The sequence below is a fragment of the Brasilonema sp. UFV-L1 genome, assembly GCF_012912105.1.
Lineage (GTDB): Bacteria > Cyanobacteriota > Cyanobacteriia > Cyanobacteriales > Nostocaceae > Brasilonema.
In genome coordinates, this window is record NZ_QMEA01000005.1 from 1 (window position 1) to 17991 (window position 17991).

Annotated in this window: 18 protein-coding genes; 5 read left to right on the forward strand and 13 right to left on the reverse strand. The window is 41.6% G+C overall.

What is annotated here, in order from left to right; genetic code table 11:
• Positions 1 to 102: 102 nt before the first annotated feature.
• From DP117_RS02570 to trxA, 9 genes are all read right to left on the reverse strand, one after another.
• Entirely contained in the window at positions 103 to 972 is an 870-nt protein-coding gene (locus tag DP117_RS02570; RefSeq protein ID WP_169216775.1) for a dioxygenase, read from the reverse strand.
• Between the two features lie 120 nt (positions 973 to 1092).
• Positions 1093 to 3675, reverse strand: coding sequence for an AAA-like domain-containing protein (locus DP117_RS02575; RefSeq protein WP_169216776.1), 2583 nt, complete (start codon positions 3673 to 3675; stop codon positions 1093 to 1095).
• Between the two features lie 712 nt (positions 3676 to 4387).
• Entirely contained in the window at positions 4388 to 5089 is a 702-nt protein-coding gene (locus DP117_RS02580) for an NAD(P)H-dependent oxidoreductase (protein WP_169216777.1), read from the reverse strand.
• A gap of 175 nt (positions 5090 to 5264) precedes the next feature.
• Complete coding sequence (locus tag DP117_RS02585) at positions 5265 to 5972, reverse strand: glutathione binding-like protein (protein ID WP_169216778.1); 708 nt, start codon at positions 5970 to 5972, stop codon at positions 5265 to 5267.
• Between the two features lie 59 nt (positions 5973 to 6031).
• The gene (locus DP117_RS02590; RefSeq protein WP_169216779.1) at positions 6032 to 6379 is read right to left on the reverse strand and encodes a GFA family protein; all 348 of its coding nucleotides are present in this window, start codon (positions 6377 to 6379) and stop codon (positions 6032 to 6034) included.
• 251 nt (positions 6380 to 6630) lie between these two features.
• Entirely contained in the window at positions 6631 to 7302 is a 672-nt protein-coding gene (locus DP117_RS02595; protein WP_169216780.1) for a nitroreductase family protein, read from the reverse strand.
• Between the two features lie 132 nt (positions 7303 to 7434).
• Positions 7435 to 8550, reverse strand: coding sequence for an alkene reductase (locus DP117_RS02600; RefSeq protein WP_169216781.1), 1116 nt, complete (start codon positions 8548 to 8550; stop codon positions 7435 to 7437).
• A gap of 115 nt (positions 8551 to 8665) precedes the next feature.
• The gene (locus tag DP117_RS02605) at positions 8666 to 9460 is read right to left on the reverse strand and encodes an SDR family oxidoreductase (RefSeq protein ID WP_169216782.1); all 795 of its coding nucleotides are present in this window, start codon (positions 9458 to 9460) and stop codon (positions 8666 to 8668) included.
• Between the two features lie 145 nt (positions 9461 to 9605).
• Entirely contained in the window at positions 9606 to 9929 is a 324-nt protein-coding gene (trxA, locus tag DP117_RS02610) for a thioredoxin (protein ID WP_169216783.1), read from the reverse strand.
• 77 nt (positions 9930 to 10006) lie between these two features.
• On the opposite strand from trxA, the gene DP117_RS02615 reads away from it, so the two are divergent.
• Positions 10007 to 10360 carry a helix-turn-helix domain-containing protein gene (locus tag DP117_RS02615; RefSeq protein ID WP_169216784.1) on the forward strand — a complete coding sequence of 118 codons (354 nt, stop codon included), beginning with the start codon at positions 10007 to 10009 and terminating at the stop codon, positions 10358 to 10360.
• 366 nt (positions 10361 to 10726) lie between these two features.
• On the opposite strand, the gene DP117_RS02620 is transcribed toward DP117_RS02615, so the two are convergent.
• The 4 genes from DP117_RS02620 to DP117_RS02635 form a co-directional block, all read right to left on the reverse strand.
• Entirely contained in the window at positions 10727 to 11791 is a 1065-nt protein-coding gene (locus DP117_RS02620) for a hypothetical protein (RefSeq protein ID WP_169216785.1), read from the reverse strand.
• The gene (locus tag DP117_RS02625; RefSeq protein ID WP_169216786.1) at positions 11775 to 13091 is read right to left on the reverse strand and encodes a hypothetical protein; all 1317 of its coding nucleotides are present in this window, start codon (positions 13089 to 13091) and stop codon (positions 11775 to 11777) included. Before DP117_RS02625 ends, DP117_RS02620 begins: the two co-directional genes overlap by 17 nt.
• Positions 13092 to 13396: 305 nt before the next feature.
• Complete coding sequence (locus DP117_RS02630; RefSeq protein WP_169216787.1) at positions 13397 to 13576, reverse strand: hypothetical protein; 180 nt, start codon at positions 13574 to 13576, stop codon at positions 13397 to 13399.
• A 214-nt stretch (positions 13577 to 13790) separates the two neighbouring features.
• Complete coding sequence (locus DP117_RS02635; protein WP_169216788.1) at positions 13791 to 14696, reverse strand: sugar ABC transporter permease; 906 nt, start codon at positions 14694 to 14696, stop codon at positions 13791 to 13793.
• A gap of 99 nt (positions 14697 to 14795) precedes the next feature.
• On the opposite strand from DP117_RS02635, the gene DP117_RS02640 reads away from it, so the two are divergent.
• From DP117_RS02640 to purM, 4 genes are all read left to right on the forward strand, one after another.
• Positions 14796 to 15530 (forward strand): DUF3891 family protein, encoded by a 735-nt coding sequence (locus DP117_RS02640; protein ID WP_169216789.1) that lies wholly within the window; start codon positions 14796 to 14798, stop codon positions 15528 to 15530.
• A gap of 179 nt (positions 15531 to 15709) precedes the next feature.
• Entirely contained in the window at positions 15710 to 16312 is a 603-nt protein-coding gene (locus DP117_RS02645; protein ID WP_169216790.1) for a superoxide dismutase, read from the forward strand.
• Between the two features lie 246 nt (positions 16313 to 16558).
• Positions 16559 to 16765, forward strand: coding sequence for a hypothetical protein (locus tag DP117_RS02650; RefSeq protein ID WP_169216791.1), 207 nt, complete (start codon positions 16559 to 16561; stop codon positions 16763 to 16765).
• Between the two features lie 122 nt (positions 16766 to 16887).
• Positions 16888 to 17916 carry a phosphoribosylformylglycinamidine cyclo-ligase gene (gene purM, locus DP117_RS02655; RefSeq protein ID WP_169216792.1) on the forward strand — a complete coding sequence of 343 codons (1029 nt, stop codon included), beginning with the start codon at positions 16888 to 16890 and terminating at the stop codon, positions 17914 to 17916.
• Positions 17917 to 17991 lie beyond the last annotated feature (75 nt).

Genomic DNA, 17991 nt, shown 5'->3' on the forward strand with positions numbered 1-17991 from the left:
TACATTGGAACATCCTTTAAGAATCCCCGTGCATTTATGCCGGGGAGTACGTCAATAAGCCGCATCTTCTGTTTTTGAACCCGTGAGTCGTGCAATGGGGAATCACGGTGTGTTGGTCGGGTGTAGGACAAAATCGAATTCGGTTGTATAAAAAGGTTTGCTTTGGTTGTATGCTTTGAGTTTGTCGGGAGCCTCATGTTTTTGTAGCTTGACGATGGCAGATCTGACAGCGAATGTTGTATCTGAATCGAGGTGCGGATCTCCATCTATATAGATTTGTGTCGTCAGGGGTATATACCCTGCAGCACTCAACTTAAAATGGATATGGGCTGCTCGCTGGGTATGCCGCCCCAAGAGCTGGAGCACCTCACCGCACGGTCCGCTTGATGGGATGGTATATCCCACAGGCACAACTGTTTCAAATGTGTATCTGCCATCCGACTTGGTTCTGAAACGACCTCGGAAGTTACCTTTTGCCTGGGATGGATCATGAAGGTCATAGAGTCCTTTTGAATTTGATTGCCAGACATCAAGGAGCGCATTGGCAATTGGTTTACCATTCAAGTCTAAGACATGTCCTGACAAAAAGAGCGTATTGCCATCCTCATCAATCCCCAGGCGATCGCCCATGTTGCGTTCTGGTGCATCCGGTACATAAACAGGACCTTCCAGATTACTTTCGGTAGCTGTACTGTTCTGATTATGCAACAGAACCACTAGCTCTGAGATTCCCAACAAATCGAGCAGCATATGAATTTCCCCATTCGGTATTTCTTTTGTGTAGCGATCTGCCCGAATGATAAAATCGCGCAAGAGCGATAACTCCTGTTCTGTCAGATTCACCTCCCGTACGAAGGCGTGCAGATGTCGAATCAGGCTGGTATAAACTTCATAAAGGCGCGGATGACTTTTGCCTCCATCGCCGTGCTCAATCACGGCTTGAGTGATATTTTCGAGAGTAATGTTTCTCATGTTTATTTTCTGAATCTAAGACATTGAGAGCATCGCAATCCAAAAAGAAATGCTTAGCGTCAGCGAAATCGCGCGCTAGTTGCACCGACTTTCAGGCATGATTGCCGGATGCTCCCGTTTTTAGCTTACACTTGTCTCACACTTTACCTGAAAATACTGTCGATATAACCAACAACTAGGTATTGCAAAATTGTTATCCAACTTAATCAACCCCATACTGCTTAACTTGTAAGCAACAATCGATTCTAACTTCACAGGTTGGGTAGCATTCATGACTTTAGAAACAGCAAATGCTAATTCTGGCTGCGCCTGCAAAGTTGCCCAATGACGCTGCATATGATGGTAATAAATGCTCGTGGGTGTGGAAGCATCTTGTAGCAGTTGCCTCAAATTCACCTCTCCACGACTGAGGTGATAAAGTGTGAGGTGTATTAATGCAGGATGTCCTCCAACAATGTCCATCAGCAGCCTTGCTTCCTCATCATCTGTCCAATTGAGTTCAAAGCGTTGGGCTAAATGCTGCACCTGCTCTAAACTGAAATACGTTAATTGAATCGGTAGTCCGACATTAAATGGAGACTGATTGAGCTGCAGAGGAACATAAACTTCAGTCGAGTGAACCACAATCAGACGCAGCTTTTGCCAAATTGGTTGTCTTTTGGCATCTTCGTACCAAGAACGTAACAAAGGTAAGAATTCTTTGGCGACGTGCGGATGTTCAAAAACCTGGTGTACTTCATCCAACGCCAAAACCACAGGAGAATCAATCTGCTCTAACACATAATTTCGTAAATAAAGCGAGCAGCTGACTTTACTACCAATATCTTCATCCCAATACTCATCTAATTTTGGTTCAAGCTCAAGCTGACGAGAGACGTTAGCACACAACCAACGCAAAAAACGATTTAAATCGCTCAAAATAGCTTGATCAACTTGCTCTTGCAAATTCAAGCTCACTGTATGGTAGCCAATATGGTTAGCATACTCAAGAATCCTCAATAGCAGTGAGGTTTTACCCATTTCTTGAGGAGCTTTAATACGAATTAAAGCTCCTGGATTCATAATTTCTTCACAAATTTGTGTCGCAATCTCCGGTTGTTCAATGTAATAGGGAGAGCCAAGTGGGACTAAACCGCTAGGAAAGCGAGGTAAGATTTCTTCTTTGAGATGAGAACAATAATTGACAGGAGGATTTTCTTGTGCTGTGATTTGTGGAGAAGCTTGTGCAGTCACATACGACTCTAATATCGTGCGACAGTTTTTTTTGGTCACACGCTCGCCGATAATATGAGATAATTTTTGACACAATCCTCGGGCGATAACATTCGTAAAGTAGGTAGAACTATAGCCCCCCTGTTGAGCAATTTGATTGTAAGTTTGACTTTGCCAAATACCCCGTAAAACTAAAACCTCTTTGTGATTGAGAGGGTGATTCTCGTATTCTAGAAGCTTGCTATTTAGTATCTCAATGAGTGAATCGAGAGCCGTTGTTTTAGACAAAACTGAATTGACGACTGGGAATCGGATGTTTGTTTGCACATCTTTAGCATTTCTGTTGGAAATCAGTATTGAAGAATCTGTTTTCTGTTGCCATTTATTCCATACACTTTGCTGTGACCAAATCATAGATGGTTCAGCAGGATTTTGGAAAATCATTGGTAGCCAAGTCGCACAAGGATATTCCCCCTCTAATCCTTGCAGTCTTTCGCGTGCAGAACGCACTGCAGTATACAAAGATTTTCCACTCGAAAACTCTGCTAGAAAATACTTTAAAAATTCTTGAGCAACCACATCCGGGACAGGCTCACGCATTACAATCACTTGTGGAATATGCAAATCTTGGAGTTCCTGCGCTAACCCTAAACCATCACAAGAGTTGAAAATCGCTAGCTTTAACCCACGACTAATCGCTTGTCTAAGAGCATATTTCAACTGCTCAAGAGTAATCGTGTCTGTTTGATTGATTTGTAAAAATCCTTTTTCTTTACTAAAACTATGACCGGCAAAAAAGAGAATATCCCAACTTTGCTGCCATAGCTGCTCATTTAAATGATTGAGATTTGGCTCTACCAGAAACTTAATTTCTGCTTCAGTTGATAATTTCTCTAAAAGATTTTTATCACGACTAATATCAATTCCTTCACTATTCCCAAAAGTCGCCAAAATTTTGACTTGACTTTTGCGGTTCTTGATAATCAATTTATTTGGATTTTGGTATTCTGCTGCACTCAACGCAACTTCTGCATATGGGTAATCCTCAAAGAATTTCCATAGATGCCAAGGCAGTCGTCGCAATATATCATCGTTGGTTTCAATAACAAAGCGAATTTCTTCAGAGGTTTTTAAATGCGTGCGTAATTGTTGGTCTATTTTGCGAAACTTTGTTGAGTTAAGCCATGTATTGATTTTTGTTGACAACAATTGACACAAGCCATGAATATCAGCTTCTGAAATATTAGTTACATAATCTTCTTCTATTTCAAGATTATCATCGTTATCGAGACGCCAACTAAAACGTTGATAAAAAGCATAATAAACAAGCTGCCAACTTTGGTAGAGTTCAAAAATTTTGGGTGCGGCTGGTAAACTGGCAGAAAATTTCATCCGGTAGGGGTTGTCTGCTTCTCCAAGCTGTGCCGTCACCGTTGTACAGCCTTCGTGTAGGTTTCCTTGACCTAAGTTTAAAACAACTAACCTACTCATAGGAGTTTGATAAAATAAAGGCTAACTGTAGACGTAATGAATCCTTGGCAAAAATCGAGGAAATCTGATGAACGTACAAGTGTTTTGCTGTGATGGCAGCTACTTCTAGCATAGAACAGAACTAAGTCCAACGAAGTAAATATTTCTACACTCTTGATGTTTAATTTATTATCCCTATTTTAGTCAAAATCTCAATTTTTATTGATTTTTACAAATAAGTTATATATATTGATTGTTTTGATAAAAAAAATAACATGAATTTTTAAAACCTCTTCCTAAGCTTTTCCTGTATCCTATTTTAGTAGGAAATGACAGCGCTAAGTTTCTCAAAAACGTTTTCTTCCAGTATACTAAAATTTTTCTAAAATTTAAATTAGTATAAAACACCATACTTGAAGTAAAATTTAGCGCTTAAGAAAGTCTAGCAATTGTTTTGCTTTCGAGGATCATGAGGCGTTGTATATTTGCGGGATGAATTGAGATTTTCGACCACAGCTAAATGCATAGTTTTCGCGATACGATATTAGTTTACACCGTTAAGGAAAGCACAATGCCCTATGGCAAGAGCCATAGGGAGCCAGTCGCCGTGAGAGCGGGAGACAAGGGCTGTAGCGCTGGTCTGACCAGAACAAGGGTGAGGGACGCCACATGCTACCCTTCTGTTCTTAGTCCCAGTGGCTCCCCGATAAATTGGGGAGTGTCAAACGGATCATCACTGCTTGAGTTGGAAATCTTGATCAAAATCTTTCAGAGAAGGATAGACAATCGCAGGCGTCGCATTAACCATTAACAACCGCTGCTTGTATTCTTCTAAATAGGCTTGGCGACGTTCATCTTTGATGCGACTTGCGCTCCAAACAATGAAAGGTGGCAAAACATCAAAACCCACAAAGTGAAAAATTCCGTGATTAATCGGATAGAGAATGGTATGAATATCACCATTAACCCCGATTTCGGTGTACATGGTTAATGGACCGCCTGTGGTAAGAGACAACATAGCTTTTTTGCCTTTAAAAACCCCATTGTCATAAAATCTCCCGCCGCCATAAGTCCGCCCCATCGCAAAAACTTTATCAACCCAACCCTTGAGGATAGCAGGAAGTCCAAACCACCAAAGAGGAAACTGAAAAATCAGCACATCACACCAGTCGAGTTTCTCCATCTCCGCTTTGATATCTGGTGCAAAGCCATCAACTTCAGTAGCATACATTTCTTCTGTTTGCTGATTATAGTAGTTCTGTTGTTTATAAGAAATAAAGTTACGGCGGTCAGAAACTGGGTTAAACTGCATCGCGTAAAGGTCAGAAATAATGACCTCATGTCCTATGGTATGTAGTACTTCCTTAGCATAGCGAGTCAGGGCACCATTAAAACTGTTGGCTTCTGGATGGGCGTGAACAATAAAGAATTTCATCTTGATATCCCTAAACACTTATCCGAGTCTAATATGCTGCTTCTGATACAGATACTAAACCTAGAATCACGCAATGATTCGCAGCACCCTCTTTATGTCCTAACGGACACGCTACGCCAACATGCGCTGCGTGTCCTTTAGGACTTACAATGATACTTTAAAAAAACCCCATCTTTTAGGTTGTAGGCGTCTGAATTGTTTTTGCCGACTGGTTAAATAACAAATCTCTTGACTTGTCTACATCAAGCACCTGATTTTTGAAGGCTTCTGCCTTCTCGTAAGCGCGAATTGTTGCTGGACGCGCCTGAATTGTTTCAAACCAGCGCTTAAGGTGAGGAAAGTTCTCTAACTTTTGGCTTTGGCGCTCATATGGAACAATCCACGGATAGCTGGCAATATCAGCAATGGAATAATCGCCAGCAATAAATTCTCTATCAGCAAGCCGCTTATCTAGGACAGCGTACAAGCGTCCCGTCTCATTCACATAGCGGTTAATCGCATAGTCAATTTTCTCGGGAGCATATTGGCTGAAGTGGTGATTTTGTCCCGCCATCGGTCCTAAACCCCCCATTTGCCAAAATAGCCATTGCAGGACTTCAACGCGATCGCGTAAATTTGTTGGAATCAATTTCCCAGTTTTTTCTGCCAAATAAAGCAAGATTGCACCAGACTCAAAAACGGAAATCGGCTCACCTCCAATTGCAGGTTCGTGATCCACAATTGCCGGGATCCGATTGTTAGGAGAAATTTTGAGAAACTCAGGCTTAAACTGATCTCCAGCGCCAATGTTGACAGGAACAATTGTGTAAGGCAAACTGACTTCTTCAAGGAACATCGTGATTTTATGTCCGTTTGGTGTTGTCCAGTAATAAAGCTCAATCATTGGTTGTTTCCTAATGTTTAAATGAACTGTTTGTCACAACAAGCTTATACGACTATGAGTCAGTCGTATGAGCGACCATCAATCAATCCAGGCTCCAACTTCAAGGAATCAACGCCTTCCAAGCAGGCGACGTTAATTGCATAAAGCTCAGGAGCAGTGCGGGGTCTGTGGAAGGGATAAATACCGCAAACTTTGCAAAAATAGTGCTTTGCTGTTTTTGTGTGAAATTGGTAAAGTGTAAGATATTCTTCACCAGTAATGAGAGTGAATTGCTCAGCTTTCACACGATGCATAATTGCACCTCTTCTGGAGCATAAAGAGCAATTGCACCTGACAACTGGCTCAAGATTTGTTGTCACTTCAAATTGAACTTTGCCACAATGACAGCGACCACTATACTTTTTCATAACCACTTAACCCACGGTTGAACTTCCATTTCCCATATTCAAGCACTCCTGAGAATTTCTTGTGCTATGGCATTGATCAATACCCAATACCAAAACTGCTGCGATTAGGCACAGAAGAACGGGTTGGTGCAATCAACTTTGCAGCAAAGTTGATCGCACATGAGTCAATCAAATGAGCATTACTCTTTTGACTTACTGTCTACCCACAGTTTGCTCGTGTTGAATTTTTCTCAATATGGATAGTTTTCATCTCAACCCTCATAAGGGTTTCCCAGTCTATTCACAAAGACGTTGCGAGCAAATGGCAAACGTCCAGGATTGCGACGTGATTCTGCTGCATATCCAACAGGTACAACAACGGCGATCGCAATATCTGGATTATCCGCAGCACCAATCACTTCCTTGACTTTTTCTTCAACCCAACCATTCATAAAGCAAGTGGACAAGCCCAGACTTTCTGCTGCTAGCACCAAATGAGTTGCAGCAATCATGGCATCTTTGATGGCATACTCCCGTCGTTTGTCTCCAAGTCCTGCTTGATACTGTGGGATAGAACTTTTAAAGTAGTTTACTGTACCCTCAGTCCATGCACCAGTTGCGAGTCCCTGCTCGTAAATCGGTGTTAAGTCTTGTTCTCCAGCAGTCGCATCAGCAGCGAACACAAACGTCACAGGCGCTTCAACGATTTGCTTTTGATTGAAAGCTGCTTCAGAAAGCGCCGCCTTTTGTGCTTCATCTTGTACAAGAACAATTCGCCAATCTTGAAGATTATAGCTACTCGGCGCTGCGACAGTGAGATTTACCAGTTGCTGAAGTAGTTCTTTTGATATTGAGTCCGGTTTGAAAGTTTTGATTGAACGACGCTGATGAATAGCGCTAGGTACATCCAGAGGTTTGGTTTGAAGATTTCGTTGTTGAACCATTCGACCTATCCGTCAATTTCCAAAAAGATTATAAGATTGCATAACACCTGTTCATCATTCGTATTCTGAGCAGAGCCATGCCTATGCTCTGCCTTCAGTCTGAATTCTGAGTTGGTGAGTTCTTTTGAAAAATTAGTTTGCTCCTGCTAGAGAGGGATATTGCTCTTCCACTGTAGGATAGTCAGTGTAACCCTTTTCTCCACCACCATAAAAAGTCGTCGAATCTGCCTCAGTCAGCGGTGTATTCAGAGCTATACGTCGGGGTAAATCGGGATTTGAGATAAACAGTGTCCCAAAAGAAACCAGTTCCGCTTCTCCCTTTGCCAAAACCGCGTTACCTTTTTCAGGAGTGTATTCCCCATTGACCATGAGTGTACCGTGATAGCGCTCCCGTATGTGACTGGTTCGCACCACTGTCGCCCCATGTCGGATATCTGATTCGATCGCCTCAAAAATATGCAGATATGCTAAATCAAATTGGTTCAATGCTTCGGCTGCATAACCAAATGTGACCAGCGGATTCGAGTCTTGCATATCGTTAAATGTCCCACTAGGAGACAAGCGTACTCCAACCCGTTTTGCACCCCATACTCCAACAACTGCCTCAGTCACCTCTAGTAGCAGTCGGGTACGATTTTCCACAGAACCGCCATATTCATCTGTACGTTTATTCGTACCATCCCGGAGAAACTGGTCAAGTAAATAACCATTAGCACTGTGAACTTCTACACCATCAAAACCAGCCGCCAGAGCATTTTCTGCTCCTTTGCGATATTGTTCGATAATTTCAGGAATCTCCGACGTTTCTAAAGCACGAGGAGTCACATATGGTTTCATGCCTTCATAGGTAAATACCTGACCCTTGGGTGCGATCGCAGAAGGTGCTAGCGGTAACTCACCATTCGGTTGGAAATCAGGGTGTGAAATGCGTCCTACATGCCATAATTGCAGGAAAATCCTTCCTCCTTGAGCGTGTACTGCATCTGTGACTAATTTCCAACCCTCGACTTGTTCTTGTGAATGAATACCTGGTGTATAAGGATACCCTTGACCTTGTGGAGAAACCTGAGTGGCTTCAGTGATAATCAGCCCTGCGGAAGCGCGTTGAGTATAGTAGGTGGCGTTGAGTTGGTGCGGTACATTACCCTCCTTTGCACGATTACGTGTCAAGGGAGCCATCACAATACGGTTGGGCAGTTCTAAATCACCTAACTTGTAAGCAGAGAGTAAGTTGATGTTAGTGCTCATGAGTGAAATCTCCAAATTCTGTACTAAATCAAAAATCAAAATTCCTAATTCAGTTATCAGTTATCAGTTATCAGTGAGCAGATGCATGAAACTGGTAACTGGTGACTGGTAACTGTTAAATAACTGACTGCACAACCCCGCCATCTACCCGCAAAGCTGCGCCATTAGTCGCTGAGGATACAGGACTGGATAAATAAACGACCATTGCTGCAACCTCATCAGTTGTTGCAAAGCGTTTGATTAGGGAAGTTGGGCGAACATTTTTGAAAAAGTCAGCTTCGACTTCATTAGAAGTTATACCATTATCTTTTGCGATTTTTGCTACAAAATCTTCAACGCCTTCTGAACGAGTTGGTCCTGCAAGAACAGAGTTTACAGTGACTTGAGTCCCAACGGTCGATTGTGCTAAACCCCTTGCAACAGAAAGCTGAGCCGTTTTTGTCATGCCGTAGTGAATCATCTCAACAGGAATTTGAATCGCAGACTCACTGGAGATAAAAATAATACGTCCCCAGTTTCGCTCCAGCATCTTTGGTAGATAGTGGCGACTCAGGCGGACTCCACTGAGAACGTTAGCTTCAAAGATGTTGAACCAGTCCTCATCAGTAATATCTGAAAATGCTTTTGGCTCGTAAACACCAAGATTATTGACTAAAATATCAATGCTAGGGACTTGTTGAAAGACCTGCTCTGCTCCTTCCTTTTTTGCAAGGTCAGCGACAATACCGGACACTTTTGCTTGTGGGTTGCTGTGTAGAAGGGAGGCGATAGCCTGTTCCACTCGTTGAGAAGAACGTCCAGTGATAGTCACTGATGCACCCTCTTGTGCAAGCCCTTGAGCGATCGCAAAACCAATACCTGCAGTTGAACCACTCACCAGCGCTGATTTACCATGCAATTTCAAGTCCATTGGTTGAACTCCAGGAAATGATAGGATTTACGCACTATACTTGTTTGTTAAGACTGGTTGTAAAGGAGCCAGCACTGGCTCTCTTACACCAGTTCAAATCCTAATTCGTCATTGAGTTATTATTGATGACGAATCACCAATTGAACTACAGATACTGTGCCAAAGTCTTACTCAAGGTTGTTTTTGGCACTGCACCCACGACCGTATCGACTTGCCGACCGCCTTTAAACACCATGAGCGTAGGAATGCTACGAATCCCATAATGGCTGGCTACAGTCGGATATTGATCCGTGTTCAGCTTCACGACTTTTACCTGTCCTGTGTATTCACTAGCAATCTCATCTACCACGGGAGCAAGCATACGACAAGGTCCACACCATGGTGCCCAAAAGTCTACCAACACTGGCATTTCACTTTCAAGAACTTCTTGCTTAAACGTGCTCTCTGTTACATTTGCAACGGATGACATACTTGCCCTCCATTAATTCGTTAATTCGATAATATCGAATAAATAAAATATAGTCAACTTGATGAGATAATGCAAGTATGAGATTCTTATATCACCCAGACCGAAAACATATTTCTTTAGCAGGAGTGCTGTACGCTTTGGGCGATCCGGTGCGGCTGGAAATCGTGCGACGGTTGGCAGTTAAGGAAGAGCAATGCTGTGCTGACTTTGATTTTGCCATTGCTAAGTCCACGATGTCCAATCACTTTAAAATTTTGCGCGAGTCAGGCGTTGTCTTGAGTCGCAAAGAAGGAACACAGCACATGAATATGTTGCGCAAAGACGATTTAGACGCACTTTTTCCAGGATTGTTGGACGCCGTGTTGCGCTCAGTTCAACCTTTGTCTATTTGCTTGTCAAACTCTAAAAAAACGGCATCACAAGAAAATTAGACAAGATTGCAAAAATGCTTGAAATGTCATGTTCCTAAGCACAAAGCGCATGCAATCATGCGCTCCGCGTAGCGTGCCTTATCTGCTGCCCAGATGCTACGAATTGCGGCGGTAGCGGCCGTACCCGCTAGGCATAGCGAAACATCTCGCAAGATTCTGAGGCTTAGCCACGCCAAGGCGCTCTTCGTAGCGTAGGCGTGGAGAAGATACGCTACACTGTGTTTCGTATGCTCACTGCACTGGTTGCGGGAATTTCGTCGAACTGCGTTTAGACGACATTTCTTCACCTGCGTCTCAACCCGTCATTCCATCTGAATAATTAGTTACAATCAGTCCTATTATGTAGTTACCCTGGTATATATTTTTTTAACGAAAAACACGTTCGTTCGTTTCTTCAAAAAATAACTCTTCGCTTTGGATTGCCATTTGCACAGCTATTCTATCTTGAAGAATGCGGGGATTAAAGTTTTTACGCAGTTCCTCATCGATACGATTAAGTAAAAAAGGTATCTCGTGACCGACATTGTTTAACTGGCAGTCAGCAGCCATTATCCGCAGCATATCCTCCAAATGGTCTTCATGGACTTCAAAACCAAAAGCTTTTTTTCTCGGTTTAAATAGTCCTCTAAGTATATGCCTTGCCGTACCATTTTTAAATTCTTCTAAAACATAGCGATTTCGAGTCTCACCAGGATTTTTATTTGGAACATTACTTTGATTTAGATGATCTGCTAAAGTTTCTACTATATATAGTTCTCCTTGTCTGAGCGCACGAGCAAACTTGGCAAATACAGGATTTGCTTTTACATTTTTCATCACACCCAGACATTTTTTTCCACTTGTAAATAATCTGGAATATAACTGAACACCTTCTTGAATAGCTCCTAACCATTCATATATTAATGTCCCATCAAAAAGTATGTATGGTTCAGCTATTTCTAGCCCATGTGACACCTCATAATATCGTAAATATGCTGTTTGAGAAATCCCATATAGCCCTTCTTCCTCTCTTTTTATAAAATCATCACTGTTTTCAGCTTCAGAAAGTTCTATTTTACTTGACCAATAATGTAGAGATTCTTGTAGAGGACGACGGTATGAAATACTGCCAACTCCTACAGATAATGCTTGTCCTGCTGAGTACATTTGCATGGGTAATGTGTTAGTACCATCTATAGCTGCGACTTCCCCTCTTTCTAATTCTGGCGCACTGTTAAACAAACCAAAATCGATTTTACGTAGCCTTTGTCTACCATTATAAAGAGGTTCTACTGACTCCATAACTTCTCTGGCTTCTCGTACAACTTGACGTGCTTGTTCGCTATCAAGCATTTCCACAACATCATCTGCTATACCACCAAAGCTAATAGCAAATTCATCACGAGTTACACGCCTTGATTGATTAACTAATTTTCTAAATGTGTTTGACATTTTCAACTCCTGGCTTTTCAAAAACATTCAAAACACAGGTATCTGAACGCATTCTACGAGCGCGTTTGGCAGCATTATTTTTAAAAGCACTAGCAGGTTCTTGCTGACGACCACGAGAAACAAAAGCTGCATCAATCCAAATTAAACCTTCATTAATAGCAAATGAGTAAACATCAGCCGGGATATCATGATTTGGATTTTCTGGTCGCAATCCACTCCACTTTGGTAAAAATACACATAATCTTCCACCAGAGTTCAGAGATTTAGACATTGCCTGAATTAGTTCTTTTATCAATATCAAATATTCGGAATAGTCTTTTGCTGATGCTAAGTCACCATAAAATAAATGCTTGGACTGACCAAAATAAGGGGGGTCAATGAAAATCCAATCAGCTTTTATTGGTAATGGTTTTCGAGCATCGTGTTTCTTAATAAAATCACGGCAGGGATGTAAATCAAACAAATATATCTTAAGGTCAAAGGCGGAATCTTTCTGCCATCTCTCACGGTCATCATAGACGCGCTTTAACATTCCGCTTCCCGCCATTGGGTCTACAGCTATACCAGCTTTAGGAGCAAAATAATATAAAGCATTGGCATATATTTCTCCGGGAATTGAACCGATAAAATTGTCTTCTTGACGCCATTTTGGATTACCAAAAGCCCACCAATCAGAAGGTTTAATGATGTCTAAGTTAGCTGCTATACTACCGTTTTTAAAACACCATTCTCTATGAATTTGAGCAAAAGTAGCGTTAGGTTTATTATTGAGAAACTTTGCAGCTTCGATTAAATACTCGCCAGCACGCTCTTTCTGACGTTGAGCATATTTGAAAAGTTCGGTCGGTGCTTCACGTAAAATAATTGTACTAATAGAAGCTTTCTCAACATATTCGAGGGCTTTACCTTGAATAACATAGCCTTTCGCCGTTGTCGGATGCACACTAACTTGTTTGCATACCTGTCCAAAGGTCAATTCCTTCTTATTAGCTTTATTTTCAGAGGCTAGTAAATCATTGATTTTTGCCCATAATTTAGCTCTGTAAAATGTACCTCCAGGTTCCCTTAGACTAGCTAGTGCAGCACATTTAGCTAGATATACAGGCTGCTCAATCTTGGTTAATATAGATTCAGCAGCTTCATAGAAAGCACTGCTATCTACAACACTGTGAAAGCGATTCAAAACGTCCCCAAATAAATCTGAAGTTTCCGAAATATAACCATTAATTTTATTAACAGTTTCAAGTTGACCTTCAGTATTTACTGGTTGAATTTCTCTGGTTTCAAAAATCAATGTCATCCCCTACAGTTACTAATGCTGGCTGTGTGTTATTTGCGTTGGAACCTGTATTAACGTGCGATAAATCACCACTTGTTCCGTCATGCAGGATAATCATCGTATATTTTTTTGCTACGGATAATAATTATGACTTCTTTTAAGAATGTATATTTTTTATCACAAAATGGCTAGATTATCTACACAGTCATGAATATCTATCGCTATTTGGCGGATTTCAATCAAAACAAACTTGCTACATACTCATCGAGGTCACTACGCTTAACCCGCCAACTGCGACCAATCATTTTGGCTTTTATACCAATTCTCTATGAAGATGAGCTTAGATTGAGCCGTTCGACGAGTTCTTTACGGCTATTGATATGACCCTTTTTTAACCAGTAGAGCATTTGTAAGCGTTCTTTACCACTGGCTGTGGTTTGAGCTTTGAGGCGTTTCTCTAATTCTTCTTGTGTTTCGTGAATCGTTAATTTTAGTGGACGACTCATTGCCATGCATCCTATGCTACCCATCCTCAGCTTAAACCAAAAGTACACCTTGAGTACCAATTATTAAGCTCATCTGACAGTGATTATCATTATTTTTTTGGAAAAAATTTTTTATTTTTTGGAAGTCCTAAATGCAAGCATTTTTTGGAATTTGCTTATGAATTGATTCATTCTGTTTTCATTAATTTCCTGGATTTTAGTATGAGTATAAACTTCATGTTGTGATATTTTCACCGCCATGTCGATTAATCATTAATCGCACAATTGAGAGTCCCAAAATGATTAGGAACAGAACTAACCCAATTGTGCAGGCATAGCTAATTTCCAAATTATTAAACGCTTGTTCATACAGATAGTAAACAATTGTTTTCGAGCTATTACGCGGTCCACCCTGAGTCATAATGTAGATTTCTTCAAACACCTTGGTGGCAGAAATAGCTGAAATCACAGCAACGAGAGCTATGTATGGTTTCATCAAAGGTACGGTGATATCCCAGTGCTTACGAGTACCGTCTGAACCATCAATTGCTGCGGCTTCGTAGATATCAGCAGGGATGGATTGCAACCCAGCTAAATAAATAACCATGTAGTAGCCTAATCCTTTCCACACAGTCACAGCCATTACGCTAAATAACGCAAAGCGGGGACTCGTCAGCCAAGGAATTCCTTCTGGAAAAAAACCCTTCAGCAACTGATTGAGTAAGCCATTTTCTGCATACAGCCACTTCCAAGCAATCCCTGCAACCACCATTGAAATCACGACTGGTGTATAGTAAGCGGCTCTAAACCAGTGCATTCCACGCAGTTTCTGATTGACTAAAATTGCCAGTGCTAAGGGGGCGATGACTAGGATTGGGACGACACCCACAAGATACAGCAAGGTGTTAAACAAGGTTTGCCAAAAGACTCTATCATTCCACAAGCGTTGGAAGTTAGCAAAACCTATCCATTGCGGTGTCTGGGTTAAATCATATTCGTAGCGAGTAAAACTGAGGTAAAACGCTTGTAGTGCAGGCCAAAAAACGCTTAATGTCAAGACAAGCAAGGCAGGGAGCAAAAATAAGTAAGGAGTCAGTCGCTGTGTCATTAAAAACCAATCTTTGGTTGTCAATCTATTCATAGGAAGATTTTTTTCGTGCTGTTGAGGGATGAATTCCAGTTTTGATAAATGCAACATGAAAAAGCAAATTGATATGACAAGAGCGTTTAAGCCCAATTCATGATTGCTAATCTACACGAGAAAGGATGGGAAATTATTTACCATCGCGCCCACGCTTTACTTGCTGCTCAAATAGCGGGACACTGGCACCCAGAACAGCGCCCGTTGCGCTGGCTAGAAACAATTGCTGCTATTTCCCATCACGACGATTTGGAAAAGGAATGGGAAGGTAATCACCTTACCAAAGCTGGCGCACCGCTGGATTTTACCTTACCCCAGGAAACTGATGTCAATAGTGTTGTCAATAGTCTACGACGACACACGCAAAATGCCAGATATCGTGGACGATGGGTAGCAATGCTAATTTCCATGCACATGAGCTTTCTCAATGAAGGTAAGCGTGGAGAATCACCAGAAATGGATAGCTTTTTAGACGAACAACTCCAGAATCAAGAGCAATGGCGTCATGAATTGAATATTACAAAAGATGAAGCGGTACAAGCTTATGAGTTTTTTCAATGGTGCGATCGCCTTTCACTCATCCTCTGCATGCATCAGTTACCTGTTGGTGAACGAGCTTTAGAAATAGCAACTCTGCCAGACGGTAACCGTTACGATGTTATAGAGTCTAGCGATGGTGTCACAGTACAACCGTGGCCCTTTCTGGAAGATAAGTTTACTGTCAATGTAGAAGCTACCTACCTAGAGCAACTAAAATTTGACAGTAACGATGAACTGACGCAAGCACTTAAGACAGCACCGATAAAAACTTTGGAGTGGACATTTGTTCGATAACATGAGTTAGGAATAACTATCGGACGGCGTAGGACTAAGGTGACATTTCTTAGTACAATCTAACCGTTAAGTTTTATCACGCAGTGTTAAGCACTCAAAATTGCTTAACACTGGTATTTTGTTTCTAGAGCTACCGTATAAGCTCTAAACTGAAAAACGGTAAAGAGAGGATTGACACAATGGCTTTTGAACTTCCCCCATTACCATACGATTACGACGCTCTGTCTCCATTGATTTCTAGTGACACTCTAAAGTTCCATCACGACAAGCACCACGCAGGTTACGTCACTAACCTCAACAAACTGATTGAGGGTACAGAACTTGCCAACAAGTCACTCGAAGAAATCGTATTGGCGACTGCGAATGACTCGTCTAAAGCTGGTATATTCAATAATGCTGCTCAAGTCTGGAACCATACCTTCTACTGGAATGGCTTGAAGAAAGGGAGTGCTGCTCCTTCTGGCGAATTAGCTGAAAAAATCAAAGCCAGCTTTGGTAGCCTAGATGAATTCAAAAAACAATTCAAAGAAGCCGGAGCAACCCAATTTGGTAGTGGTTATGCTTGGCTGGTGTTGGATAAGGGCGAACTCAAGGTTGTGAAAACACCAAATGCTGCTAATCCTATTACTAACAGTCAAACTCCTTTGTTAACTGCTGATGTTTGGGAACACGCTTACTATCTGGATTATCAAAATCGTCGTCCAGACTACCTGGAAACTTTCCTAAACGAACTGATTAACTGGGATTTTGTCGCCGAACAATACGCCAACGCAGCTAAATAAGCTGGTAAAACTCGTCTGCACAGAAGTTTTTATTTCATAGCTTAAGTCTGTCTTAACAGACTCAAAATCGGAATTTTAGTCAGTTCTGACCAACTCAAGCTATGAGCCAGGAATCTTCTTTCCTGGCTTTTTTAAAAAACAACTAATTTCTAAGGAGGCGGGATGCTGTTCATGGTCATCCCAATGAGCGACATTTAACAACCAGATTAAGCAAAACCTATCCAAAATCTATAATTCAAAAAACCGATGAATAGTAACGAGCTAGCAAAATACATAGAAGCAACTAATGGTATCAGCAAACCTTGGCTATTAGTGCAGCTGCGACTGAAAAAACTTCAGGAACGTCGAACCACACTTTCAGACAATGAGTATTGCCAACAGTTAGCAGATATTCATCAAGATATGATGAACTTGGGAGAATGGTGGCGTGGTATTGAAGATGAGGTATTTTGAACGAATGAGTCACTCCCAAAGGGGGGAATTCGCTGCCTACGGCACGCTACGCTAACATTCACGCATTCGCTTATTCAAATCCCATACTATTAAGTTGGGGGTTTCTAAAGGTGTTCTGAACAATGGATTACAAAGATGCAGGAGTTGATGTTGAGGCTGGTCGAGAATTTGTAAATCAAATTCGTCAGTTGGTTCACAGTACCTTTAGACCAGAAGTTATTGGTGGACTGGGTGGCTTCAGTGGCTGCTTTCAACTACCAAGTGGTTATAAGGAACCTATTTTGGTTTCTGGGACTGATGGTGTAGGTACCAAGCTGAAAATCGCTCATGCTCTTAACCGTCATGACACTGTTGGGATTGATTTGGTAGCAATGTGCGTCAACGATGTGCTCACATCTGGCGCAGAACCACTCTTCTTTTTAGATTATCTGGCAACAGGTCATTTAAATAAAGAGCAACTTACTCAAGTGGTTGCAGGTATAGCCTCTGGGTGTCAGCAGGCGGGTTGCGCTTTACTGGGAGGAGAAACCGCCGAAATGCCAGGTTTTTACCAGGCGGGTGAGTATGACTTGGCTGGGTTTTGTGTGGGAATCGTGGAAAGAAGCCAAATGCTAGATGGTTCCCAGGTACAAGTGGGAGATGTGGCGATCGCCCTCGCAAGCACTGGTGTACATAGCAATGGCTTTAGTTTGGTGAGGAAAATTGTCAGCGAAAAAGGATTTTCATGGAGTGAGCGTTTAGAAGTATTTGGTAGTCAAACATTAGGAGAAGTTTTCCTCACACCTACGCGTATTTACGTTAAACCTGTCCTCAGTGCGCGTCAAGCAGGTTTGGAAATTCACGGTATGGCTCACATCACCGGTGGAGGTTTACCCGAAAACTTACCTCGTTGTTTGGGTAAAGGTCAAGCTATTAAGATAATTGGTGAAAGTTGGTCTATTCCACCTGTATTTCAGTGGTTAGCACAAGCTGGATCTGTGAGTTCTCAAGCTATGTATAATACTTTCAACATGGGGATCGCATTTGTGGTAATTGTACCTCCTCATCAAGAAGAACAAGCAATAACCTACTTTCAGTCACAAAACGTTACAGCCTTTACAATTGGTGAGGTCATCACTGGCTCAGGTGAATTGATTGGATTACCAATATAAGTGACAATATTGATACAACATAAAGTCTTTACTTTTGGTCTTTGAAATTACTTATTTGTCCTATTTTTAATATTT

What these genes read in the sequence shown, in the direction of transcription:
- DP117_RS02570 (WP_169216775.1), bottom strand. Translation starts at nt 972, where the DNA reads ATGAGAAACATTACTCTCGAAAATATCACTCAAGCCGTGATTGAGCAC.
- DP117_RS02575 (WP_169216776.1), bottom strand. Translation starts at nt 3,675, where the DNA reads ATGAGTAGGTTAGTTGTTTTAAACTTAGGTCAAGGAAACCTACACGAA.
- DP117_RS02580 (WP_169216777.1), bottom strand. Translation starts at nt 5,089, where the DNA reads ATGAAATTCTTTATTGTTCACGCCCATCCAGAAGCCAACAGTTTTAAT.
- DP117_RS02585 (WP_169216778.1), bottom strand. Translation starts at nt 5,972, where the DNA reads ATGATTGAGCTTTATTACTGGACAACACCAAACGGACATAAAATCACG.
- DP117_RS02590 (WP_169216779.1), bottom strand. Translation starts at nt 6,379, where the DNA reads ATGAAAAAGTATAGTGGTCGCTGTCATTGTGGCAAAGTTCAATTTGAA.
- DP117_RS02595 (WP_169216780.1), bottom strand. Translation starts at nt 7,302, where the DNA reads ATGGTTCAACAACGAAATCTTCAAACCAAACCTCTGGATGTACCTAGC.
- DP117_RS02600 (WP_169216781.1), bottom strand. Translation starts at nt 8,550, where the DNA reads ATGAGCACTAACATCAACTTACTCTCTGCTTACAAGTTAGGTGATTTA.
- DP117_RS02605 (WP_169216782.1), bottom strand. Translation starts at nt 9,460, where the DNA reads ATGGACTTGAAATTGCATGGTAAATCAGCGCTGGTGAGTGGTTCAACT.
- trxA (WP_169216783.1), bottom strand. Translation starts at nt 9,929, where the DNA reads ATGTCATCCGTTGCAAATGTAACAGAGAGCACGTTTAAGCAAGAAGTT.
- DP117_RS02615 (WP_169216784.1), top strand. Translation starts at nt 10,007, where the DNA reads ATGAGATTCTTATATCACCCAGACCGAAAACATATTTCTTTAGCAGGA.
- DP117_RS02620 (WP_169216785.1), bottom strand. Translation starts at nt 11,791, where the DNA reads ATGTCAAACACATTTAGAAAATTAGTTAATCAATCAAGGCGTGTAACT.
- DP117_RS02625 (WP_169216786.1), bottom strand. Translation starts at nt 13,091, where the DNA reads ATGACATTGATTTTTGAAACCAGAGAAATTCAACCAGTAAATACTGAA.
- DP117_RS02630 (WP_169216787.1), bottom strand. Translation starts at nt 13,576, where the DNA reads ATGAGTCGTCCACTAAAATTAACGATTCACGAAACACAAGAAGAATTA.
- DP117_RS02635 (WP_169216788.1), bottom strand. Translation starts at nt 14,696, where the DNA reads ATGAATAGATTGACAACCAAAGATTGGTTTTTAATGACACAGCGACTG.
- DP117_RS02640 (WP_169216789.1), top strand. Translation starts at nt 14,796, where the DNA reads ATGATTGCTAATCTACACGAGAAAGGATGGGAAATTATTTACCATCGC.
- DP117_RS02645 (WP_169216790.1), top strand. Translation starts at nt 15,710, where the DNA reads ATGGCTTTTGAACTTCCCCCATTACCATACGATTACGACGCTCTGTCT.
- DP117_RS02650 (WP_169216791.1), top strand. Translation starts at nt 16,559, where the DNA reads ATGAATAGTAACGAGCTAGCAAAATACATAGAAGCAACTAATGGTATC.
- purM (WP_169216792.1), top strand. Translation starts at nt 16,888, where the DNA reads ATGGATTACAAAGATGCAGGAGTTGATGTTGAGGCTGGTCGAGAATTT.